Genomic DNA, 24,000 nt, shown 5'->3' on the forward strand with positions numbered 1-24,000 from the left:
CAATCAGCCCTCCCCATCTTCTTCAGGAGAACCTGTATCCACCAGTTCAATCAGTGCACCGTTTGATCCTTTCGGATGTAAAAAGGCAATCGGATGATCCGCAGCACCGTCTACCGGCGTTTCGTTAATCAACGGAACCCCTTCCTTTTTGAGTTGCATCAAACGATCCTCAAGCCGGTTTACGGAAAACGCCATATGATGAAGCCCCTCCCCTTTCTTTTCAAGAAAACGTGCAACAGGACTGTCGTCATTCAAGGGCTCGAGCAGCTCAATACGGACATTACCCGCATTGATGAACGCCACTTTGACCCCCTGATCCGCAACTTCCACCACCTGTTCAACGGAAAGATGCAGGTGTGTATCGTAAAAAGCCGCAGCCTCATCAATGGACCTGACGGCGATGCCGATATGATCAATCCCACCGGGCGGATCGAGGACCGTTTCGCTCTCTCCTCTGTTTTCTCGAACAGCTGTCTCGATAAAACCGGTAATGGCAGCCATGCTTGTGCCCGGTGTGAAAATCTTCCGAATTCCCGCTTGCTCAAGCCTTTTAATATCTTCACGGGGAATGACGCCACCCCCAAATACGAGAATATCTTCCGCTTCTTCCTTTTCAAGCTCTTCCATCACTTTCGGGAACAGCACATTATGAGCCCCTGACAGACTGGACAGTCCGATGACATCCACATCTTCCTGCACCGCTGCCTGCACAATCTGCTTTGGCGATTGCCTTAAGCCGGTATAGATCACTTCCATCCCGGCATCGCGAAGAGCCTGACTGATCACAAGTGCTCCACGGTCATGCCCGTCGAGTCCCGGTTTTGCAATGAGTACCCGTATTTTCTCCATCGACTATTCCTCCTGCATTATGAAGTGTATTCACCAAATTCATCCCGGAGCACGTTGGCAATTTCACCAAGTGTTGCATAGGCCTTCACGGCACGCAAGATCGGCTCCATCAGATTCCCACTTCCCTTTGCCGTCTCCATGAGGGCGTGAAGCGACGCCTCAACCTCCTTGTTGTCACGCTCCGCTCTGATCTGATTGAGTCTGTTGACTTGCGCATCCACGAAGGCTTCGTCCACCTTCATAACATCCGGCTCTGCTTCATCCTCTTCTGTAAACCGGTTGACACCGACCACGACCTGTTCGCCTTTATCCTGGGCTTTTTGTGTGTCATAAGCGGCCCGGCGAATCTCCCGCTGCATGAACCCTGCTTCCACGGCCTCCACGGCTCCGCCCATGTCATCAATCCGCTTGATATACGCCCAGGCCTGTTCCTCAATGGCATCCGTCAAGGCTTCCACATAGTATGAACCGCCTAAAGGATCGACGGTGTCCGTCACACCTGTCTCATGGGCAATGATCTGTTGGGTACGGAGTGCAAGTCGGGCCGATTCTTCCGTTGGCAGGGACAATGCTTCGTCCTTCGCATTCGTATGCAGGCTCTGAGTGCCTCCGAGCACGGCCGCGAGCGCCTGCAGGGCAACCCGAACCACATTGTTCTCCGGCTGCTGGGCGGTGAGCGTCGATCCTGCCACCTGGGTATGAAATCTCAGCTGAAGACTTTTTTCCGATTTTGCTTCAAAACGTTCTTTCATGATTCCGGCCCACATCCGCCTCGCAGCCCGGAATTTTGCGACTTCCTCAAAGAATTCGTTATGTCCGTTAAAGAAAAAAGCAAGCCTTGGTGCAAAACGGTCCACATCGAGCCCTGCCTGAACCGCTGCTTCCACATAGGCAATCGCATTGGAGAGGGTGAAAGCCAGTTCCTGTGCTGCCGTGGAACCGGCTTCCCGGATATGATAGCCGCTGATGCTGATTGTATTAAAGGAAGGGGCCGATTCACTGCAATAGGCGAAGATATCCGTAATGAGCCTCATCGACGGCTTCGGAGGATAAATATAGGTTCCCCTGGCGATGTATTCCTTCAAAATATCATTTTGAATGGTACCCCTAACCTCCGAAGCATCGACGCCCTGTTTCTCTGCAACGGCGATGTACATGGCAAGGAGCACCGCAGCAGGTGCATTAATCGTCATGGAGGTACTCACATCTTTCAGTGAGATCTGATCAAACAGGATTTCCATATCTTCAAGCGTATCAATCGCAACGCCGACTTTTCCCACTTCTCCCATGGCCATCGCGTCGTCTGAGTCATAGCCGATCTGCGTGGGAAGGTCAAAGGCAACGGAAAGTCCCGTCTGGCCCTGTTCAAGAAGATACCTGAACCGCCTGTTTGTCTCTCTTGCAGAACCAAAACCTGCGTACTGCCTCATCGTCCAGAACTGTCCCCTGTACATCGTGGGCCGGATTCCTCTTGTGTAGGGGAACAGTCCAGGTAAACCGCAACGCTCCATGTAAGCGTTATCAATTGTTTCCGGCACATACACCCGTTCAACAGGAATCGCTGAAGATGTTATAAATTCACTTTTACGCTCCGGTCTTTTTTCAAGTTGCCGATTCACAAGATCCTGCCACTCTCTAAACCGGTTATCCTGGTCTGTCATGTCGGTCCCTCCTGTCAAAATGAATCATTCCTCATTATTCAGTATAACATTTTCCGCCAGTGAATGGTGAGATTGGATTGACACTTGAAATCCGTCACCAATCCCGATAAAATAGAAAGAGAATGCTAACTGGGAGGAGGAGTTTTCATGCCTCGGAAATATCGTAAAGCTGTCGTGTATATGATGATTATTGTTATGTTTTTCGGAACTGTCTTAGCCGGTGTATCCATGTACTGATAGTATCTCTGCAATAGCATAAAAGGCCTCACCTGATCTTTTTTCAGGTGAGGCCTTTTTTTATGCTCGCCGCTCAGCTCGTTTCAAGGGTTCCATACGATTTCAACGGTTTAAACTGCTGTTTGATATCCAGATAAAGCCTCAGCTCATGAACAAGATGCAACAGAGCCGAGCGGGCTTCAAATTCATCGCGGTTTTGAGGCAATGCCATATCCCGAAAGCCCTCCTGAAGATCCTCGAGCTGATCAATAAACCGGTCCGCTGTATTTTCGGGTTTCACACCATCTGCAAGACCATCCATAAAATCAGCCAGCATATCCGCCTGCTTCACATGATAATCAATGGATGTCAGAAGCGGCATCATGCGCTCGATGATATCAAGCTGTTTTTCACGCATTTTAAAATAATGATAATACTGATCATTGTAACGGAGGACATGATTTTCAAGGTTCTCGAGTGACAGGTTCTTCGCATCCTTTAACAGACGTTCCGCCGCGGTGATTTCACCGCCTGTCCATCCGCTGTCCCCTTTACGGATATAGCCTGCAAATTCGTGAAAGATCGTGCTGTAGTGCCCCTCAAGATCCCGTTGCATCCCTTCAAGCTTCCTCTCTTTTCCTGGCATGTAAAGATTCATAATCAGCGCAACGAGAATCCCGATCGTAATCAGTCCGAGCTCATTCATGATGATTGAGACAGATACGTCCTGCAAGGTATACAGGTGAAAAAAGATAACAGCACTTGTGATGATACCGCTCTGAACGTTCAGATACAGGGTCGTCGGTATGAAAATCAGGATCAAAAGAAAAATGGAGACCGGATGATAGCCGAAGAGTTCAAACAAAACGATGGCGTACACCATCCCGATGATACATGCGACAAAACGGGCCCAGGAGTTTGTGATCGTTTTGTGGCGCGTTTTCTGAATACAGAGCATTGTTAAAATGCCCGCCGACACAAAAAATTCGAGTTGAAACAGTTGGGCAATAAAGATGGCCAGTGCTGCACCGATTGCGGTTTTCAATGTCCGGTATCCGATTTTAAACATCGACTGTTTCTCCTCTCTTCGACCTCATTATTGCGCCTGACCTTTCAGACCTGACGATAGACGATTAAAAAAGCTCCCAGCAAATGTGTGCTGAAAGCTTGGGTCATTGAATATAGTGGCGCGCCCGTCAGGATTCGAACCCGAAACGCGAGAGCCGAAATCTCGTATGATATCCATTTCACCACGGGCGCAAAATAATGCGGTGTGATAACCGCACTATCGTAGTATAACAATACTCGTTCAAAAAAGCAAACTCTTTTTTTATACTTCATCCTCAAACATTTTTTCGAAGCGTTCGTTCATCTGATCCTGATTGTAACCTTTTTCAGCAAGACGTGTAGCAAAGTTCTGAGCCCACAGCGTCAGACGCTGCGCCATCTTCTGATACTTCTTTTTTTGCTTGGCACCCTTTGTCTCTTTGGCACGTCCTTCAGCATTGGACATGATGTTCTCCGAGATAAACAGTGCTTTCCAGATGTCTTCTTCTTCAAAGTCTGTCGCGCTGTCGTTGAAATACTTAATAACCCGCTTGTAGAAATCATCAAATTCCTTGAATGGAATCTCCTCTTCCATGTTCAAGTATGTATGAATTTCTTTATAGAGTTCCTGCATATCTGACTCTCCTTCACCCTATTCATGGCTCCATGAACGGAATTTGTTTTCCGACATGGATTATACCATAAAGAAAGAGAGGCTTCCACCTCTCTTTCAAAGCTTACTTAAAATGTGTTTCGAATCCTTCTTCGAGCTTTTGTACAACCTGAATCGGCTCATGTCCTTCAATTTCGTGACGCTCAATCATCATTTTTAATTCTCCGTCTTTTAAGAGAGCAAACGATGGCGACGATGGCGGATAACCGGTGAAATAACTTCTCGCTTTTTCCGTGGCTTCTTTATCCTGCCCTGCAAAAACCGTGACATAACGGTCTGCTTTCACATCGAAATTCTTCATATAAGCCGCAGAAGGACGTGCAATCCCTCCGGCACAGCCGCAGACCGAGTTGACCATAACAAGAACAGATCCTTTATCAGTCAGTGCCTGATCGACTTCCTCCGGTGTTGTCAGCTGCTCATAGCCGGCTTGATCCATATCGGTACGTGCAGCCTGGACCACATCGTTCATAAACATTTGAAATTCCACATCTATACACCCTTTCTTTGTTGAAGATATCTCTATTTTACACTGTTTTTACGTGAGATACCATGAAGGATGCTTATTCCCTGTGAATTTCTTTATTCAAGAGCTGTTCTCAAAGCCTCAATGTTCATTCGCATCAAGGAGAAGTAATCTTCGTTGTTCTCAACATCTTCATCCGTCAGATTTTCAAGGTTGTGAATGCGTAATATGTCCGCGCCTGTCTCATTCTGTACAGTCTCGATCAGGTTGGTCGGAATATTCGGTTCGATCATGACATGTTCAATACCATATTCATCCATTTGACTGATGATGGTCTGAAGTTGCTGAATCGATGGCTCGTTGGTTGGTGAAAGACCTGCGACTCCGAGCTGCTGGATACCGTAACGGTCTGTCCAATAGCCGTAACCTGCATGTGAAACGACAATAATATCATGATTCACGTCGTCAACCATTGCAGAGAATTCGCCATCTAGTGTCATTAACTCGTCAGAGAGATTGTCAAAGTTCTCCGCAAAAACTTCTTCCTGTTCAGGCATCAAGGAAACAAGTGCATCTTTTACAGCTTCAGCGTAATCAATAGCACGAACCGGGTCGAGCCACACGTGCGGATCATATTCTCCGTGTGAGTGATCATGGTCATGATCGTGATCGTCGTTATGACCGTGGTCTTCATTGTGATTATGATTCTCGTTATGATCGTGATTGTGGTCGTGATCATGGTTGTGATCGTCGTTATGATCGTGGTTATGGTCGTGATCATGGTTGTGATCATCGTTATGATCGTGGTTATGGTCGTGATCATGATTGTGTTCATCGTTACGATCGTGGTTATGGTCGTGATCATGATTGTGTTCATCGTTGTGATCGTGGTTATGATCATGATCATCTGAGATACCGTGGCTAAAACTGATTAAGTCCATGCCTTGTGTTGCTTCCACAATCTCAACGGCCTCTCCTTCAAGTGCATCTTTAATGGATGACGCATAGCCCTCAAATTCAGCGCCATTGAACAAAAAGAGATCGGCTTCTGCGATACTGATCATTTGGTTGGTTGAAGGCTCAAACGTGTGTGCATCTGCACCAACCGGAAGAATTGTCTCAGCCTCAACAAATTCCCCGCCGATTTCTTCAGCGAAAAAGGTCAATGGATACAGGGTTGTTTTGACCGTTAACGGTTCTTCCTGTTCTTGGTCAGCCCCGTTGTTATTGGCGTTATTCTCATTTGCTGTTTCAACGGCTTCAGGTTCGTCATTCTCTCCACAAGCTGCAAGCATTCCTGTTAAGGCAAATGCAGTCAACAGTTTTGTTTTTACTTTCATGTGTCCAAGCACCCCTTTAATTCGTAATCATTACGTTTTGTATTGCAAGTTGGAGTATATCGTAACGGTTACGATTTGTAAAGAGAAAAGACAGATCCGGGTTATTTTTTCCGGATCTGTCCTGGATTAAATCGATAGTGTTGTACTGTTCATCTGTTCGAGCTGATCTTTTATATGCGCCATGAAACGTCCTGCAATCAATCCGTCCATCACCCGGTGGTCAAGGGACATGCAGAGATTCACCATATGCCTGATCGCAATGGCATCATCGTCGGTGACAACCGGCCGCTTGACGATCGACTCTACCGATAAAATCGCTGCCTGAGGCTGATTGATGATCGGCTGGGATTGTACCGATCCGAAAGAGCCCGTGTTATTCAGGGTAAAGGTTCCGCCCCTCATTTCCTCAGCGGTCAGCGAACCGGCTTTGACTTTCTTGCCGATCTCATGAAGACTCCTTGCCAGTCCTCGGATGTTTTTCTCGTCTGCATGACGGATGACCGGAACAAACAATTCATCTTCATGGGCCACAGCCATAGATAAATGGACATCTTTGTAGCGGACAATATGATCGCCTTGCCATGATGCATTTACCTGAGGGAACGCCTTCAGGGCATCCACAACAGCTTTCATAAAGAACGGCAGGAACGTCAGATTAAACCCTTCGTCCTGTTTAAACGCGGTCTTCATGCTTTCTCTGTAGCGCACAAGACCCGTGACGTCCACTTCGACCATCATCCAGGCGTGAGGCGAGGTCTGTTTGGAATGGACCATATTTTGGGCAATGGCCTTCCTAACGCCTGTAACTGGGATTGTTTCCGTACGGCCGTCTTCGCTCCTGGCAGGCGTTGATTCAGCCCGCTTACTGCCTGAAGCTTCTCCGGCTGATTCTGCAGGTGTCGTCACAGACCCTGTCACAGTTTCTTTCGTGCCGCCTTCATCAATCACTTTCTGGATGTCTTTTCGTGTGATGCGGCCTCCCTTACCGGATCCGCTCACTTGAAGAAGGTCGATGTCATGTTCCTGAGCAAGCCTCATGACTGCCGGCGAATATCGCTGTTTCATTTCGTCATCCGCATCAGATACCTTTTCGACTTCTGTCGACACATTTGTCCCGGTGACTTCTTGCTCTTCAGATACATCCCCTTCGACAGTCATCGTGCAAATAACAGTTCCCACTTCAACGGTCTGATCCACTTCCGCAATCAGCCGGTCTACAGTACCCGTATAAGAAGACGGAATTTCGGCATTGACTTTATCCGTCATGACTTCTGCAATTGGATCATACTTTTCCACTTGATCCCCCGGTTTGACGAGCCACTTTGTAATTGTACCCTCCGTGACACTCTCCCCAAGTTGGGGCATGGTGATTTCTGTTGGCATCTCATTACCTCCGTTGCATTAAAATTCCGCCAGGTCACGCATCGCCTGTTCAATATCGGCCTGCGTCACGATGAATGCCTTCTCGAGGGGCGGTGAATACGGCATGGCCGGTACATTGGGTCCTGCCAGCCGTCTGACAGGCGCGTCCAGATCGAACAGGCAATGTTCCGCAATGATCGCGCTGACTTCGCTGATGATACTGCCCTCGAGGTTGTCCTCGGTGACAAGCAGCACTTTTCCTGTTTTCGAAGCTGCTTCAATGATCGCTTCCTGATCGAGCGGATAGACGGTTCGTAAGTCAAGAATATGGGCATCAATGCCTTCCTTAGCCAGTTTATCCGCAGCCTGTTTTGCGTAATGAAGCATCAATCCATAGCTGATCACGGTAATATCTTCCCCTGAACGCTGGACTTTCGCTTTCCCTATTTCCTCAAGATGGTCGACATCATCCGGTACTTCACCCTTCAGAAGACGGTATGCCTTTTTATGTTCAAAGAACAGTACAGGATCGTCAGAGCGAATCGCCGCCTTTAACAGCCCCTTCGCTTCTGCAGGGTTCGAAGGCATGACCACCTTGAGTCCAGGCGTACTCGCAAACATGGCCTCTACGGACTGTGAGTGATAAAGAGCGCCGTGAACCCCTCCGCCATAAGGGGCACGGATCGTAATCGGACACGTCCAGTCGTTGTTCGAACGGTAGCGGATCTTCGCCGCTTCCGATACGATCTGATTCACGGCAGGCATGATGAAATCGGCGAACTGCATTTCCGCCACAGGTCGCATGCCATACATGGCCGCCCCAATGCCAGCGCCCGCAATTGCTGACTCGGCGAGTGGGGTATCTATCACCCGCTGTTCACCAAAGGCTTCATAGAGGCCGGCTGTAGCGCGAAAAACACCGCCTCTCGCCCCCACATCTTCTCCCAAAACAAATACACGTTGATCCCGTTCCATCTCCTCGCGCATCGCGAGGGTAATCGCATCGATATAACTCATGACAGCCATCTGATCACACCTCCCCATAGACAAACTGTTCTAACGTATCCGGCGACGCAAATGGCGCTTCTTCCGCTTCATCCGTTGCCTGATTGATCATTCTGCGCAGTTTGCCTCTGATTTCAGCTTCCGTTTCTTCGTCCATCAGACCATTAGCACGCAAATATTCACCAAAGGTGTGAATGGAGTCGATCGCTTTCGCTGCTTCAACTTCCGCTTTGGATCGGTACGTGCTGTCGTCATCATCACTCGAATGAGGTGTCAGACGATAGGAAACCGTTTCGATCAGAGACGGACCTTCTCCGGAAAGGGCACGCTCCCTCGCATTTTTCACCGCCTGATAGACAGCGACCGGATCATTTCCGTCCACCGTTTCACCATGAATCCCATATGCTTTTGCCCGGTCAGAGACTTTTTCCACATTCAGCTGCTTTTCTTGCGGAACTGAAATGGCATATTTATTGTTTTCCACCATGAAGATAACCGGCAAATCATGAACCGAGGCAAAATTGATCCCTTCATGAAAATCACCCTGGTTGGAAGAACCTTCTCCAAATGTTGTGAACGCAACGAGTTCATCTCCCTGCATCTTCGCAGCAAGGGCAATTCCGACTGCATGAGGCACCTGTGTGGTAACAGGGGAAGAACCTGTTACAATCCGGTTTTTCTTTTGTCCGAAATGGCCCGGCATCTGTCTGCCCCCTGAATTCGGATCTTCCGGTTTGGCAAATGCGCTCATCATAATGTCTCTCGCGGTCATGCCGAAGTGCAGAACGACACCGAGATCCCGGTAGTAAGGCAGGACATAATCCACATCCCGGTCAAGCGCCATGGAAGCACCTACCTGAGCGGCTTCCTGCCCCTGACAAGAGATAACAAACGGTATTTTTCCGGCTCGGTTTAACAGCCACATCCGCTCATCAATCATCCTTGCTTCAAGCATTGTTTCAAACATCTTCAGGACATCGTCTTTCGACAGTCCTGCTTGTTCATGGTTCAGTTTTGCCATGTATGACCCCTCGCTTTCACATTTTCACATGCTCAATCATCCGCCGTGGATTTCGTTCCCGTCAACGGCAAGAGCCGCTTCTCCCATTATTTCAGAAAGACTCGGGTGCGGATGAATGGTTGAAGCCACTTCCCAATGAGCAGCATCAAGAACCCTGGCAAGTGCCGCTTCACTGATCAGTTCCGTCACATGTGGTCCAATCATATGAACCCCAAGCAAATCATCATTGTTTTCATCGGTTACAAATTTAACGAATCCGCTCGTGTCCCCAAACACCAACGCTTTCCCAATCGCCTTAAATGAAAATTTGCCCGTTTTTACTTGATACCCCTGATTCTTCGCTTCTTCTTCAGTCAGACCGACACTTGCGACCTCAGGAGCTGAATATGTGCACTTTGGAATGAGTGACTCCTGCATCGGCTCAGGACTGAGCTCAGCCATATGTTCGACTGCATGAATCCCTTCATGGGATGCCACATGAGCGAGCTGAAGGCCGCCGATAACGTCACCAATCGCGTAGATATGCTCTTCTGCCGTCTGGTAATGTTCATTCACCTGAATGAAACCGTGATCCGTTTGAATCTCTGTATTGCCAAGTCCAAGATCCCCGGTGTTAGCTTCTCGTCCGACAGATACCAGCACACGCTCTGATTCAATGGTTACGGTTTTTCCTTTATGTTCATAGGAGAGTGTAACACCATTTGTTTCAATCTTCGTGTCCGCACCATTAACTTTTGCGCCTGTATGAACTTTAACACCTTTTTTCTTCATGGCACGAAGCATTTCCTTACTTATGTCCGCATCCTCTCCCGGTAAAATCCGATCAAGATACTCCAGTACCGTCACTTTCGAACCGAAATCCGCGAGCATCGAGGCCCATTCGATTCCGATGACACCGCCGCCAACGATCGTAATCGACTCCGGCACTTCGCTGAGGACAAGAGCACCCGTCGAGGTCATAATCCGGTCTTCATCCACCGGAAGCCCAGGGAGTGTTTTTGCCCGACTGCCTGTTGCGATCATGACGAACTTCGGGACAAGCATGGTATTTTCCTCTTCACCATCATGTTCTACAGAGATTGTTCCTGCTCTTGGAGAAAAGATCGAAGGCCCCATGATTCGGCCATAGCCTTCATAGACATCGATTTTGCCTTTTTTGATCAGGTGCTGGACGCCTTTATGAAGCTGATCTACTATCTTTTCTTTCCGATCTTGAACAGCCGGGAAATTTAACGAATATTCAGATACATCAACACCGAAACCGCCCGCATGACGAATCGTATGATAGACTTCCGCACTTCTCAAAAGTGCTTTACTCGGAATGCAACCCTCGTGTAAACACGTTCCGCCAAGCTTGCCCCGTTCCACAATCGCTGTTTTCAAACCGAGCTGTGAAGCTCTGATAGCCGCAACATAACCGCCTGTTCCCGCTCCTACTATGACCAGATCATACTCTAATGCCATAAAAAAACCTCCTGTCAGTACCGGAAGGTCAGGTTCATACCTCCCGGTTCCTGTTATTTCCCTCGGTTCGGGTAGTGACGCGCACGTTCTTGCCCACGCATAACGCGGAGTGCTCCTTCCGTCAACGCCTGCATTTCATTTTCACCGGGTTCTGTGATGACATTTGCAATCCAGCTGATCCGTTTGGTGATCCGTTCAACAAACGTTTCACCATAAGCAAGGCCGCCCGTGAGAATGATTGCATCGACCTGACCTTCAAGCACCGCCGCGTGTGAACCAATTTCCTTCGCAATCTGATACGCCATTGCATCGTAAACGAGGGCTGCCTTCTGATCACCTGCTTTGATCCGTTCTTCAACCTCTCTTGCATCATTCGTACCCAGATGACCGACAAGTCCTCCTTGTCCGACGATTTTCTTCATGACTTCGTGTGCATAATACTCACCGGAATAGCACATGGAAACCAGATCACCTGCCGGCACGGTACCCGCCCGTTCCGGTGACAGCGGTCCCTCGCCGTGCAGGCCGTTGTTCACATCGACAACCCGGCCTTTTCTGTGGCTGCCTACGGTGATACCGCCGCCCATATGGCAGACGATTAAATGCAACTGTTCGTATTCTTTGTCCAAATCCGATGCCACTTTTCGCGCCACCGCTTTTTGATTCAGTGCATGAAAAATGCTTTTTCGTTCAAAATCCGCCACTCCGCTGATTCTTGCAATATCATCCATTTCATCTACGACAACCGGATCGACGATGAATGCTTCAATGTTGAGCTGAGCGGCAATTTCATCGGCAAGTATGGCACCCAGGTTTGAAGCATGTTCACCGTTGAAGCTGTTTTTTAAATCTTTCAGCATTTCGTTGTTCACACGGTATGTTCCGCCCTCGATGGGGCGGAGTAAACCTCCGCGCCCTACAACAGCGGATAATTTGGACAGATTCATACCGTGATCGGTCAATGACTGAAGGATCTTATCCTTTCGAAAATCGTACTGATCAATGATCCGTTCATACCCCGAGAGATCTTCCTGCTGATGACGGATGGTGGTTTCAAAGATTTCCTGATGATTATCGTATATGGCTATTTTCGTGGAGGTTGACCCTGGGTTAATCGCCAGAATCCGGTACGTTGATTCCACGGCAGAACCTCCTTTCTGATCGGTAACATTACGTGCGGCCTCGGCTCAAAATATGCATGCCATTTTGCAAGAACTGCCGGCGTGATTTACGCATCGTTTCGATACGTTCTTCAGCCATGCGGTCTGCGGCTTTATAAGATGCAATGCCGTCGCGTTTTGAGATTTCAAAGATTTTCGAGATGTTATCGTAAATCGTTTCAACTTTCTTCAGAGCCCTCTCCCTGTTATAGCCAATCAACTCATCGGAGACATTGATCACACCCCCGGAATTGATCACATAATCAGGAGCATAAACGATCCCTTTGTCCTGAATAATGTCGCCATGACGGGACTCTCTCAGCTGGTTATTCGCAGCACCGGCAATCACCCGCGCCTTCAGCTGCGGGATCGTCTCATCATTGATTGTCGCCCCAAGTGCACACGGGGAATAAATATCCGCATCCTGGCTGTAGATGTCATCGACGTCTACTGCTTTTGCTCCAAAATCCTCGACAGCCCGTTTGACAGCATCCTTATTAATGTCTGTCACAATAAGTTTGGCGCCTTCTTTATGGAGATAATCGCACAGTTTATAAGACACATTCCCGACACCTTGCACAGCAACCGTCCGTCCTTCGAGTGAATCATCGCCAAACGCCTCTTTTGCAGCAGCCTTCATCCCGACATATACGCCGTAGGCTGTGACCGGTGAGGGGTTCCCGGAGGAGCCGAATGCAGGTGATATGCCTGTCACGTATTCGGTTTCCTGATAGACAAGATCCATATCCGCTACCGTAGTCCCAACGTCTTCAGCCGTGATGTAGCGTCCGTTCAGCCCCTGAATAAAACGTCCAAATGCCCGGAACATCGCCTCATTTTTATCTTTTCTCGGATCTCCGATGATCACGGTTTTCCCACCGCCAAGGTTCAGACCCGCTGCAGCATTTTTATACGTCATACCTTTTGCCAGTCTGAGCGCATCTTCAAATGCATCTTCTTCACTTTTGTAGGTCCACATTCTCGTGCCTCCAAGAGCAGGACCGAGTGTTGTGTCGTGAATGGCAATGATCGCTTTTAATCCGGATTCTTTGTCTTGACAAACAACCGTCTGTTCATAATCGTACGTTTCCATGTACTTAAATAGTTCCATGTTAACATCCCCCTGTTTTGTGATCGTTTAGTTGCTTTCCGCTGAACGGATCGCCATAACCAGTGAAAACAATTTGCTTTCGATACTGTCGGTTCTTGACGTCAAAACAATCGGCGCCTTTGCACCGACGAGCATCCCTCCGACAATCGCATTGCCAAAGTAGGTGAAGGATTTATATAAAATATTTCCCACTTCTATGGTTGGCACGACGATTAAATCGGCATCGCCGGCAACCGGTGAAGAAATCCCTTTACTGTCTGCTGCGCTTTGATTGACGGCATTGTCAAAACCGAGCGGTCCTTCAACGATGCAGTCTGTAATTTGTCCTCGTCTGTTCATCTGCGTCAACAGTGCGGCATCTGTTGTTGCCTGCATTGCCGGATTGACCGTTTCAACAGCAGCAACCACAGCCACTTTCGGATGACTGATCCCCATGCTCCGGATCGCTCCCGTCGCATTCTCAATGATCTGTTTTTTCTCATCCAGACCAGGTGCAATGTTCATGGCCGAGTCAGACAGGAACAGCATTTTGTGGTAAGCGGGCAGGTGAAATCCGGCCAGGTGACTCAGTACTTTCCCTGTTCGGAGTCCTTCCGTTTTATGAAGCACGGCTTTCAATAATACGGAAGTCGGCACCATCCCTTTCATCAGTACCTGCGCTTTCTTTTCAGATACCTGGCGAACAGCTTTCCGGGATGCATCAACCTCGTCTGAGGCATCGCTGAACGTCACCCGGTCGTCCTCAGAAAATGAAAAAGAAGCCTCTTTCATTGCGTTTCTCATGACTTTATCCGGCCCGAAAAAATGAAATGTGCATAATGATTTTTCGAGAGCCGTTTCTGCCATTTTAAAAATAGCCGGGTCAACCGCGTTTACAACCGCTATCTCCATCTTTCTGACCGTTACCGGCATCGCCTTCAGAAGTTCATCAATCGTCATCTAGACGGCTCCTTTCATTTTGGCCTTACACAGTTAGTGCATGCAAGATACATGCCAATTGCAATCGCTGTCAGATCAATCACGACAAGCGACTCCACATGCAATACATTGCACATCGTGCAACATATTGCATGCATTATGTTGCATCCGGTATGTTCAGTTTATCCATTTTATAGTACAGGCTCCGAATAGAGATTCCTAATTCTTGCGCCGCTTTCGTTTTTACGCCTTCCGACCTGTTCAGCGCTCCCTCAATCGCAGAGCGTTCGGCACGGCTCACAATGGTTTCAAGGGTTTCCGATTCCCGTTTATATTCATTTTGATACGACTGTTTATCCGTCGCAGCAATAAACTCCGGCAAATGAATCGTATCGATTTCCGTAGCAGGATAAGGCATATGGATCATCGCACGGCCGAGAACATTTTCAAGTTCCCGCACATTCCCGGGCCAGTCGTAAGATTTCAGTTTTCTGACAGCTTCCTTCGTCAGAGCCTGAACATTTCTCCCGTACTCCTGGTTCAATTTGATCATAATCGTGCCTGCAAGGATTTCCAGATCCTCAATTCGCTCTCTCAGAGGAGGAATCGTGATGGGCATCCGGTTCAGCCGATAATACAGATCTGCACGAAACGCACCTTCTTCGATCTTTTCCTCAATGGTAATGTTGGTGGCTGCGATCACACGTACATCCACCTGAATGGATTTGGTTCCCCCGACACGGATCAGCTCCCCTTCTTGGAGCACCCTCAACAGCTTCGCCTGCATTTTCGGGGACAGTTCGCCAATCTCATCGAGAAAGATGCTGCCTTTATCGGCCTCTTCAAATAACCCCTTTTTGCCGCCTCTGCGTGCACCGGAAAACGCGCCATCCTCATAGCCGAAGAGTTCACTTTCAAGCAGTGCCTCCGACAGGGACGCACAGTTTACCCGTATAAATTTATTGAAACGGCGCTTACTTTCGTTATGTATCGCATGGGCAAACAATTCTTTCCCTGTGCCGGATTCTCCCCGAAGAAGAATGGTCGCAGGTGTAACTGCTGCGAGTTTAGCCTGATCGATGGCAATATGAAGCTGGGCAGCATTCCCTGCAATATCTTTGAAGCCGTACTGCGCTTCAAGTGTGCGAATGATTTTACGGGCTTTTTCGAGTTCAGAAGTCAGAGCCTCAAGTTCAGAGACATCATGAACGACACCAACACTGCCTTTGATCTCGTCATCGACAAGAACCGGAGCCACGTTTACAATCACATCTTTCCGCTGAGGTCCGAGCTTCATTCTCACACCTCTTACTGCTTCCCGGGTCCTCAGCACTTTCAGATGCATGCTGTCACCTTCAGAGATATCGGCTGTTGCCGGTTTTCCAATGACCTGTTCTTCAGTAAGACCGGTAATTCGTGTGTAGGCAGGATTAATAATCAACCCCCGTCCTTCTTCGTCAACAACCGAAATCGCATCTTCTGAACTTTGAATAATCGCTTCAAGCATCGTCCGGATACTCTTTAAGTTCGTTACCTCTTCTGCCATTTCCTGAATATCAGTGACATCTTTAAACACCGCAAGAGCACCGGTTATGGTCTCTCCATCGATAATCGGCACTCGGGTTGTGATGATTTTCCGATTTCCGATCAGCGTTTGACGCTGGTGATACTCCCCTTCGCCCGTTTCAATCACCCGGGGTAAGCGACTCGTCGGCAGGACGTCCCGGATATGGAGGCCCAATACATCCACCTCACGCATTCCCGTCATCTCTTCAGCCTGTTTGTTCATCATTGTCACGTTTCCCGCATTGTCTATTGCAATCATGCCATCGGATGTGGACTGAAGAATCCGCTCCATTGTACTGCTGTGCTGACGGATATTCTCGATCAATTCTTTCTTCTCTCTGATGAGCTGGAATAAAAGCGCCGCCACCGAACCGGGAATCAAAGTCAGATCCCTGTTTTTTGTCTCCCGTTGAAGAGATTCATAAATATTTTCATCGCCTGTGACATCGATGACGATGTCTTCAGATGTCAACTCCCCGATTCCATCAGTCCAGTCATGAAACGTCGGGATTCCGAAATCTTTTGCCCGTTTTATACCGGGCCGTTCAATTTCCTTGTCAACTATACCCGCAACCCTTATCAGACTTGAGTCCTGTATCATATGTAAAATAGCCGTTCCGCCTTCACCTGCACCAATGATCAAAGCTTTCCTCACATTTTCACCCCCTGGTCCTAATTCCTACTATAACATGTGAACGGTTTGATCGAAACTCTCCTTTTTAATCATTATACTCGACCTCAGAAAAAAACTGCAGTAAACTGTTGATGAACAGACTTGAATACTGAAAGGAACGTGATTCGATGACATTCCAGCGCCTCCTTGCTCTCATCGTCCTTCTGATCCCTGTTGGACTTGCAGGATATGGGATCAAGCTGATGAGAGATACATTTTTTCAAATCATAAATTGGCCTTATCCCGGAGGGACGATCCAATTTTTCATTGGGCTCATTGCGTTTATAGCAGGGGTATGGTTTATTGGCGGTTTCATTTTGTATCGCGACCGAAAAAATAATAAAGTTGCCATCCGGTTTCAAAAAAAAGCACCTGCAAGAGAGTGACTCCTGCAGGTGCTTCACTTTATTCACGTTCCGACCATTCGCGGCGAATCCGCTCAGAGACCATGGCAATAAACTCCGAATTAGTCGGTTTTGACTTGGCCCTGTTTATCGTATGACTGAATGTCTCCGCAATCACATCGACATCCCCGCGTCCCCATGCGACTTCAATCGCATGACGGATGGCGCGTTCAACGCGACTTGGCGTCGTATCAAAACGTTTGGCCACTTCCGGATACAGAACTTTTGTAATGGAATTTAAGACATCCACATTCCGGTGAACCAGTTCGATCGCTTCTTTAATGTAATGATAGCCTTTAATATGCGCAGGCACACCAATCTCACGCAACAGGTGCGAGATGGACTGATCGAGAGATTCATGGTTGATTTTCGTTGCCGATTCCGAAAGACGTCCATTTTTCGGCAGATCCGATACCTGTTTAACCTTCTTCATCAGTGTATCCATATCAAACGGCTTCAATACGTAATAAGATGCACCAAGTTCGACTGCTTTTCTCGTGTATTCTTCATGACCAAATGCTGTAAGCATGATCACTTTGGGCCGCTCCATTTCGTTGATGGTCTGAATTTCTTCCAGGACGGACATACCGTCCATGTGAGGCATAATGATATCCAAAATGAGAATATCCATCTCCGTCTGCTTGACCATTTTCATACATTCTTGACCGTTATAAGCATGGGCGACCAAAGTCATGTCATCCTGTGCCTTCATGTGTTCATCGACAAGTTCGATCAATTCCCTGTTATCATCTGCGATCGCAATACGTAGTTTATCCGCCATATATCTCCCTGCCTTTTGCCTGACAATCGTTGCTTAATCCTGTTTCCGTAACAGTATACCACAGCTCGGGATATATCCATAGGATCAAATGTGAAAAGCGTGTGCACAAAGTGCTTTCACTATTCTTCCTTCATGCGATCTGCCTGTGCAATCAGTTCATTCGCGTGTTGTCTTGTTAAGTCCGTAATTTCAACACCGGATATCATCCGGCTTATTTCTTCGGTTTTATCTTTTGCAGAGAGAGCCTCAACTCTGGTGATTGTTCGGTTTTGCTTTGATTCTTTCGAGATGAACATATGTGTGTCTGCCATCGCCGCCACCTGAGGCAAATGGGTGATGCAAAGCACCTGTGAATTACCGGATATCCGATGGATCTTTTCTGCTATCGCCTGAGCGACTCTGCCACTGACACCGGTATCCACTTCATCAAAAATCAGTGATGTGACACCTTCATGTTTTGAGAGGATTGTCTTCAGCGCCAGTATCATCCTCGAAATTTCACCACCGGAAGCGATTTTTGCCAAGGATTTTAATGGTTCTCCTTTGTTTGTGGCAACCTGAAATGACACCTTGTCGATGCCTTCTTTTGTTATGGCCTCATCTCCGCTTTCAAGGTCTCCTGTATCAATCTTAACATCAAAGACGGTATCTTTCATATAGAGTTCTTTCAGCTGAGTCTGAATCGCTTTTTCCAGTTTCCCGGCGGCTTTTTTCCGCTGTTCATGTAAATGTGTTCCTTCAAGGATGAGATCTTTGCGAAGAGCTGCCACTTCTTCCTGCCATTCTTCGATGCGTTGCTCCCGATTGGACAATGCATCGATCTCCTCTTCAACCCTCGAAGCATATTCAAGTATGTCATTAACAGTTGCTCCGTATTTTCTCTTTAACTGCTGAATTTCTGACAGCCGGTCCTCAATAACCTGCAATCGCTCTGAATCAAAGGTGATGGTTTCAAAATAATCTCTGAGAGAAAAAGATGCTTCCTCGAGGAGGTAGTACTGATTTGTTACTGACTCGTTCAGAGAAGCGAGTTTGTCGTCGACTTCAGCTGCTTCACTGAGCTGATTCATCGCAGTCATTACCCACTCAAGACCTTTCCCGTCACCATAAAGGGCGTCGTAAGAGCCCCTTACAGCATTGTAGAGATGCTCGCTATTTTCAAGGAGTTTTTTCTCCTCAAGCAGTTCTTCATCTTCACCCGGACTGAGATCCGCATCTGAAATCTCGTTGTATTGATACTGCAGCAAATCGAGCCTCTGGGCAAGCTGCTGTTCATTATCGGAGAACTGATGCAGTTGTTTCCTTTTTTGCATATATTGTTTATACAAAACACCATATTCTTTTTTTGCCTTTTCAACCGGCTTCCCTGCAAACCGGTCCAAAAAGCCGACGTGCTGATCCTGTTGCAGCAAACGCTGGTGCTCATGCTGGCCATGAATATCCACAAGCGTTTGCCCAACCTGTCTCAGAATTCCGAGCGTCGTCAGTTTGCCATTGATCCGGCAGATGCTCTTCCCCTGATTGGTGATCTCCCGACGAAGCAAAACGGTCCCTTCTTCAATTTTAGGCAGATCAAGTTCCTCAAACAACGCATTTAACTCCCGGTTCACCGGATCCTCAATCGAAAAGATTCCTTCTATTTCAGCGCGTTTGCTGGCATGCCGAACAAAATCGGCAGACCCGCGTCCACCGATTAATTGTCCTATGGCATCAATGATGATGGATTTCCCCGCTCCGGTTTCACCCGTCATGACAGTCAAACCGCCTTCAAATGAAATGGTGACGCGTTCAATGATTGCAAAATCTTTTATTGTCAGTTCAAGTAACAATCTGATCGCCGCCTCTCTGTTAAAGCATATCGAGAAATCGCTTGCTGACCTGTTCCGCCTGTTTAGCTTCCCTGCATATTATCAGAATGGTATCATCGCCGCAAATATTACCCATGACTTCCTCCCATTCCAGGTTATCAATCAGGGCACCAACGGCATTTGCATTTCCCGGTAATGTTTTCATCACAATCATGTTCCCCGTGCTGTCAATTGACACAAAGCAGTCAACAAGCGTCCGTTTGATTTTTTGAAGCGGATTAAACCGCTGATCTGATGGAAGACTGTACTTATAACGCCCGTCCATCATCGGCACTTTCACAAGATGCAGTTCCTTGATGTCTCTGCTGACAGTTGCCTGAGTGACATTGAACCCTGCATCCCTTAAATTTTGAACAAGATCATCCTGCGTCTCAATCTCTCTGTTACTGATAATATCCCTGATCTTTATATGTCTTTGTCCTTTATTCATGACATGTTCCCTCCATTGATTGATTCTTCAACAATATTGTATCTGATTTTTTATATTTATACAAATCAATGAAAGAACAAAACCGGATCCCATCAGGAAGGATCCAGTCTGATTATACGTCTTATCCGCTCTGATGAGCTTCTGTTACAACTTTCTTAATCATGGTTCTGTCAAAAGGACGCCTGCAAGAGTCGCTTGCACTCATATGCATTAAAAATTCAATATTGCCTTCTCCGCCCCGAACCGGGGAGGGCGCCAATCCCTCTATTGTATATCCGAGCGATTCCGAAAAATCGGTCAGATCCGATAGGACGCGTTCGTGGATATGACGGTCCCTGATGATGCCCTTTTTACCGACTTCGTCTCTGCCAGCTTCAAACTGGGGTTTCACGAGAGTCATAATACCACTGTTCGGCTGAATGATCGTCTGCAAGACAGGTAAAAGGAGCCTGATCGATATAAACGAAACATCAAAGGTTGCAAAATCCGGCTTGGCACCAGTGAAATCTTCCGGTTTTGCATACCTGAAATTCGTTCGCTCCATAACCGTAACCCGCTCATCCTGCCTGAGCTTCCAGGCCAGCTGATTATATCCGACATCCAGTGCATAGACATGTTCGGCACCATTCTGCAGAGCGCAATCTGTAAATCCGCCCGTCGATGAACCGATATCAAGCATTACCTTTCCCGCCAAAGACAGATCAAAAACTTCTATTGCTCTTTGCAGTTTAAGTCCCCCCCTACTTACGTAAGGGAGGACTTCGCCTTTTATGGACAGTTTCGCATCAATATTCACTTTTGCTCCTGCTTTATCAATCCGTTCTCCGTCTGCCAAAACCAGACCGGCCATAATTGAGCGCTTGGCGCGCTCCCTGGATTCGGCAAGTCCTTGCTCGACGAGGAGAATATCTATACGTTCTTTTTTCATTTATGCACGCTGCCTTTTCATAGGTATTGCTTTTAATGCACGCTTAGCCACTTCGTCACTTGTCAATCCAATCTCCTCAAGAAGCTGTGGTACGCTGCCATGCTCGATGTAACGATCCGGAATACCCATTCGCTCAACGTGAACACGGTGACGGTCCTGATCGTGGAAAAATTCCAGTACAGCACTTCCGAATCCGCCTAAGAGAGCCGATTCTTCAATCGTAAGAATCGGGGTCTGCTCATCAGCCAATTTAAGAAGCATATCTGCATCCAATGGTTTGATTGAACGTGCGTTGACAACCCTTGCTGAGACACCCTTCTTTTGCAGTTGCTCAGCGGCAGCCTCAGCAACAGGAATCATAGTGCCGAATGTCAAAATGGTCAAGTCGGTGCCTTCTTTAAGCACTTCCCATTTGCCCAACGGAATCTCTTTTAATTCCTGATCCATCTCAATACCGTAACCTGTCCCTCTCGGATAGCGGACAGCCATTGGACCATCGTCATTTTGAACAGCCGTGTAAAGCATATGCTGCAACTCATTCTCATCTTTCGGCTGAATAATTTTCATATTTGGCAGGTGACGCAAATAGGAAATGTCAAAAACACCCTGGTGCGTCTCGCCATCTGCCCCTACGAGCCCTGCCCTGTCAATAGCAAAGACGACATTCAAATTCTGACGGCACACGTCATGAACCAGCTGATCATAACCTCTTTGCAAGAACGTTGAATATACTGCAAATACAGGCTTCATCCCTTGAGTGGCAAGACCTGCAGACATCGTCGTTGCATGCTGTTCGGCTATCCCGACATCAAACGTCCGTTCAGGGAAGTCCTGTGCGAATTTGTCAAGACCAGTCCCCCCCGGCATAGCAGCTGTAATTGCTACCACTCTATTGTCGTTTGCAGCTATCTTTTTCAGGGTGCTGGCAAAAACACCGCTGTACGATGGAGGCCCTGGTTTCTTCACGACCTCGCCGGATTCAATTTTATAAGGCCCCAGGCCATGCCAAGTCCCTTTGGCATCGTTTTCCGCCGGACCGTATCCTTTGCCTTTTTTCGTAATGACATGTACGAGGACTGGTCCTTTTGTCTTTTTGGCATACAGAAAATTCTTCTTGAGATCTTCAAGATCATGACCGTCGACAGGACCGAGATACGTAAAGCCCATTTCTTCAAAAAACATGCCGGATACCAGCAGGTATTTGAGACTGTCTTTCACCCGCTCAGCAGTTGCAGCAAGACGACCGCCAAATGCAGGAATTTTGCGAATCAGCATTTCAAGGTCTTCCTTCGCCCGCTGATACTTTCCTGCTGTGCGCATTCTGCCAAGCATTGAATGAAGCGCTCCAACGTTCGGTGCTATGGACATTTCGTTGTCGTTCAAAACGACGGTGACATCCGTCTGTTCATGTCCGATGTGGTTAAGCGCTTCCAAAGCCATACCTCCGGTTAGGGCCCCATCACCGATAATCGGTACAACATGTGAATTTTCACCTTTTAAATCCCTTGCTAGTGCCATGCCCATGGCACCGGATAATGACGTTGAGCTGTGTCCGGTCTCCCATACGTCATGTTCACTTTCTGAGCGTTTCGGGAATCCGCATAAACCTTCGTATTGACGGAGCTGTTCGAACTGTCCGGCTCTGCCGGTCAATATTTTATGAACATATGCCTGGTGGCCAACGTCGAATAAAAATTTGTCTTTCGGGCTGTCGAAGAGCTGATGAAGCACAAGCGTCAATTCTACAACACCGAGATTGGGTCCCAAATGCCCACCTGTTACCGATAGGTGAGAAATAAGAAAATCCCGGATATCCTGGGCCAGACTTTCAAGTTCTTCGTCGGAACACTCTTTTAAAAACGCCGGGTCCTTCACATTTAACAAGTCCAAAGAAAACCCTCACTTTCTGTTTTTAAGCTTACTTTTCTGTTTCCTCTGTTTTTTATCACTGAATATGGTTATATTCAATTTTACCTCTAAAAAGTAAAATAATCTACCCACTTGGTAAATTATTTCCGTCGAATACTGAATGGCAATTGTTTTCCCGACGGATTTACCTCCGACCGTCAGAGCCGCAACCACACTCGTAAATAAGACAGAGATCAAAAACTGAATGGTGCTTCCCTCACTGTGACCGAGTTGAAGAGCGAGCTGCAAGACCACATAAGCTGATGCGGTACCACTGATTACCCCTGCGATATCTCCAATGACGTCGTTGGTGAAATTTGAAAAACGGTCTGCGTTTCGCGTAATCGCAACGGCATGTCTGCTGCCGGGGACCTTTTCCGCTGCCATCGCATGGAAAGGTCGCTCAGATGCAGCGGTGGCTGCAACACCGATCGTGTCCGAAAAGACACCGATAAAGACGATGATAATGACAATGAACATCCCCGCTGCCCAGTTGACGCCACTTAGAACCGCCGTTGAAATGATCGCAAACATTGCTGCCATAAAGAGTGTGACAATGGAAATCAGGCCACTCCATTTTAAAGATTTAATTAAAGTCGGTTTCATAATCTATACCCTACTTTTTTAGAATTCAGCCCTCTTTGGAGCAGTTTTTTTGAAGCGATGTCTAATGATTTTATAACACTCCCGGCGTGGATCCAATGCAGAACATGACGCTCATTGTACCGTTTAAGATGCCATTACCCTTTGTAAGCGGACTCCTGATCACCCAAACATCACGCTTTATTCTGACTGTAAAAGAAAACCCGCCTGCTTGGCGAGTCCGTTAGTCTTCTGCTATGTAAAAAACACGGGTGGTCGTCCAAAAGATAAAGACTGCGCCTTAGGTCCAGTAGGTTTTCCCAAGCGGGTACCCGAGCGTCGCCGCCCGGACGGTTTCCCTTTAAACCCGCCTTGACGATGTCGCCATTCGTCAGACTGGATTACCACTCAGTACGCACTATAATCCCTTTTGAACGTCAATTGAACAGTCTAGGAGTTTTCCTCAACAGCTCTTACCAATCCCTATCCTCTTTTGCAGATCCGATTTCATACGGGTAAACCGTAATCCCCTCGGGATCCACTCAAGGCAGGCTACGCTGCTCACAG

General features: G+C 47.6%; 22 protein-coding genes and 1 tRNA gene. 2 read left to right on the top strand and 21 right to left on the bottom strand.

Features of this window, described 5'->3' with window-relative positions; genetic code table 11:
• Positions 1 to 3 precede the first annotated feature (3 nt).
• Together mce and BSEL_RS11430 are read right to left on the bottom strand one after the other, a co-directional pair.
• Positions 4 to 849 carry a methylmalonyl-CoA epimerase gene (mce, locus tag BSEL_RS11425; protein WP_013173171.1) on the bottom strand — a complete coding sequence of 282 codons (846 nt, stop codon included), beginning with the start codon at positions 847 to 849 and terminating at the stop codon, positions 4 to 6.
• Positions 850 to 866: 17 nt separating this feature from the next.
• A complete protein-coding gene (locus tag BSEL_RS11430; protein ID WP_013173172.1) occupies positions 867 to 2,510 on the bottom strand; it encodes an acyl-CoA mutase large subunit family protein in 1,644 nt (547 codons plus the stop codon).
• A 147-nt stretch (positions 2,511 to 2,657) separates the two neighbouring features.
• Between BSEL_RS11430 and prli42 the strand changes: the two genes are divergently transcribed.
• The gene (gene prli42, locus BSEL_RS17780; protein WP_155522734.1) at positions 2,658 to 2,747 is read left to right on the top strand and encodes a stressosome-associated protein Prli42; all 90 of its coding nucleotides are present in this window, start codon (positions 2,658 to 2,660) and stop codon (positions 2,745 to 2,747) included.
• A 73-nt stretch (positions 2,748 to 2,820) separates the two neighbouring features.
• On the opposite strand, the gene BSEL_RS11435 is transcribed toward prli42, so the two are convergent.
• The 13 genes from BSEL_RS11435 to BSEL_RS11495 form a co-directional block, all read right to left on the bottom strand.
• Positions 2,821 to 3,795 carry an aromatic acid exporter family protein gene (locus BSEL_RS11435; RefSeq protein ID WP_013173173.1) on the bottom strand — a complete coding sequence of 325 codons (975 nt, stop codon included), beginning with the start codon at positions 3,793 to 3,795 and terminating at the stop codon, positions 2,821 to 2,823.
• A gap of 116 nt (positions 3,796 to 3,911) precedes the next feature.
• A tRNA-Arg gene (locus tag BSEL_RS11440) sits at positions 3,912 to 3,986 on the bottom strand.
• A gap of 70 nt (positions 3,987 to 4,056) precedes the next feature.
• On the bottom strand, positions 4,057 to 4,407 hold the full coding sequence (locus BSEL_RS11445; protein WP_013173174.1) for a hypothetical protein: 351 nt from the start codon (positions 4,405 to 4,407) through the stop codon (positions 4,057 to 4,059).
• Positions 4,408 to 4,510: 103 nt separating this feature from the next.
• Entirely contained in the window at positions 4,511 to 4,924 is a 414-nt protein-coding gene (locus BSEL_RS11450; RefSeq protein WP_013173175.1) for a BrxA/BrxB family bacilliredoxin, read from the bottom strand.
• 104 nt (positions 4,925 to 5,028) lie between these two features.
• A complete protein-coding gene (locus BSEL_RS11455) occupies positions 5,029 to 6,252 on the bottom strand; it encodes a metal ABC transporter solute-binding protein, Zn/Mn family (RefSeq protein WP_013173176.1) in 1,224 nt (407 codons plus the stop codon).
• A gap of 126 nt (positions 6,253 to 6,378) precedes the next feature.
• The gene (locus BSEL_RS11460; protein WP_013173177.1) at positions 6,379 to 7,635 is read right to left on the bottom strand and encodes a dihydrolipoamide acetyltransferase family protein; all 1,257 of its coding nucleotides are present in this window, start codon (positions 7,633 to 7,635) and stop codon (positions 6,379 to 6,381) included.
• Between the two features lie 18 nt (positions 7,636 to 7,653).
• Positions 7,654 to 8,640 (bottom strand): alpha-ketoacid dehydrogenase subunit beta, encoded by a 987-nt coding sequence (locus tag BSEL_RS11465; RefSeq protein ID WP_013173178.1) that lies wholly within the window; start codon positions 8,638 to 8,640, stop codon positions 7,654 to 7,656.
• Between the two features lie 4 nt (positions 8,641 to 8,644).
• Positions 8,645 to 9,640 (bottom strand): thiamine pyrophosphate-dependent dehydrogenase E1 component subunit alpha, encoded by a 996-nt coding sequence (locus tag BSEL_RS11470; RefSeq protein WP_013173179.1) that lies wholly within the window; start codon positions 9,638 to 9,640, stop codon positions 8,645 to 8,647.
• A 36-nt stretch (positions 9,641 to 9,676) separates the two neighbouring features.
• Positions 9,677 to 11,104: a dihydrolipoyl dehydrogenase gene (gene lpdA, locus BSEL_RS11475; protein ID WP_013173180.1), complete on the bottom strand. Its 1,428-nt coding sequence runs from the start codon at positions 11,102 to 11,104 to the stop codon at positions 9,677 to 9,679.
• A 53-nt stretch (positions 11,105 to 11,157) separates the two neighbouring features.
• Positions 11,158 to 12,246: a butyrate kinase gene (gene buk, locus BSEL_RS11480; protein WP_013173181.1), complete on the bottom strand. Its 1,089-nt coding sequence runs from the start codon at positions 12,244 to 12,246 to the stop codon at positions 11,158 to 11,160.
• A 28-nt stretch (positions 12,247 to 12,274) separates the two neighbouring features.
• Positions 12,275 to 13,375, bottom strand: a complete 1,101-nt coding sequence (bcd, locus tag BSEL_RS11485) for a branched-chain amino acid dehydrogenase (RefSeq protein WP_013173182.1) — start codon at positions 13,373 to 13,375, stop codon at positions 12,275 to 12,277.
• A gap of 27 nt (positions 13,376 to 13,402) precedes the next feature.
• Positions 13,403 to 14,314 (bottom strand): bifunctional enoyl-CoA hydratase/phosphate acetyltransferase, encoded by a 912-nt coding sequence (locus BSEL_RS11490; RefSeq protein WP_013173183.1) that lies wholly within the window; start codon positions 14,312 to 14,314, stop codon positions 13,403 to 13,405.
• Between the two features lie 136 nt (positions 14,315 to 14,450).
• Entirely contained in the window at positions 14,451 to 16,514 is a 2,064-nt protein-coding gene (locus tag BSEL_RS11495) for a sigma-54 interaction domain-containing protein (RefSeq protein ID WP_013173184.1), read from the bottom strand.
• Between the two features lie 146 nt (positions 16,515 to 16,660).
• On the opposite strand from BSEL_RS11495, the gene BSEL_RS11500 reads away from it, so the two are divergent.
• On the top strand, positions 16,661 to 16,918 hold the full coding sequence (locus tag BSEL_RS11500; protein WP_013173185.1) for a DUF2627 domain-containing protein: 258 nt from the start codon (positions 16,661 to 16,663) through the stop codon (positions 16,916 to 16,918).
• A gap of 19 nt (positions 16,919 to 16,937) precedes the next feature.
• Here BSEL_RS11500 and spo0A read toward each other — a convergent pair whose 3' ends face one another.
• From spo0A to BSEL_RS11530, 6 genes are all read right to left on the bottom strand, one after another.
• Entirely contained in the window at positions 16,938 to 17,717 is a 780-nt protein-coding gene (gene spo0A / locus BSEL_RS11505) for a sporulation transcription factor Spo0A (protein ID WP_013173186.1), read from the bottom strand.
• Between the two features lie 119 nt (positions 17,718 to 17,836).
• Positions 17,837 to 19,546 (bottom strand): DNA repair protein RecN, encoded by a 1,710-nt coding sequence (gene recN / locus BSEL_RS11510; protein ID WP_013173187.1) that lies wholly within the window; start codon positions 19,544 to 19,546, stop codon positions 17,837 to 17,839.
• 19 nt (positions 19,547 to 19,565) lie between these two features.
• Positions 19,566 to 20,015: a transcriptional regulator AhrC/ArgR gene (ahrC, locus tag BSEL_RS11515; RefSeq protein WP_013173188.1), complete on the bottom strand. Its 450-nt coding sequence runs from the start codon at positions 20,013 to 20,015 to the stop codon at positions 19,566 to 19,568.
• Positions 20,016 to 20,136: 121 nt separating this feature from the next.
• Positions 20,137 to 20,943 carry a TlyA family RNA methyltransferase gene (locus BSEL_RS11520; protein ID WP_013173189.1) on the bottom strand — a complete coding sequence of 269 codons (807 nt, stop codon included), beginning with the start codon at positions 20,941 to 20,943 and terminating at the stop codon, positions 20,137 to 20,139.
• Positions 20,944 to 22,833 carry a 1-deoxy-D-xylulose-5-phosphate synthase gene (dxs, locus tag BSEL_RS11525; RefSeq protein ID WP_013173190.1) on the bottom strand — a complete coding sequence of 630 codons (1,890 nt, stop codon included), beginning with the start codon at positions 22,831 to 22,833 and terminating at the stop codon, positions 20,944 to 20,946. It abuts the gene before it with no gap.
• Between the two features lie 9 nt (positions 22,834 to 22,842).
• Complete coding sequence (locus tag BSEL_RS11530; protein ID WP_013173191.1) at positions 22,843 to 23,457, bottom strand: hypothetical protein; 615 nt, start codon at positions 23,455 to 23,457, stop codon at positions 22,843 to 22,845.
• Between the last annotated feature and the right edge of the window lie 543 nt (positions 23,458 to 24,000).

It is taken from the genome of [Bacillus] selenitireducens MLS10, from assembly GCF_000093085.1.
GTDB lineage: Bacteria > Bacillota > Bacilli > Bacillales > Salisediminibacteriaceae > Salisediminibacterium > Salisediminibacterium selenitireducens.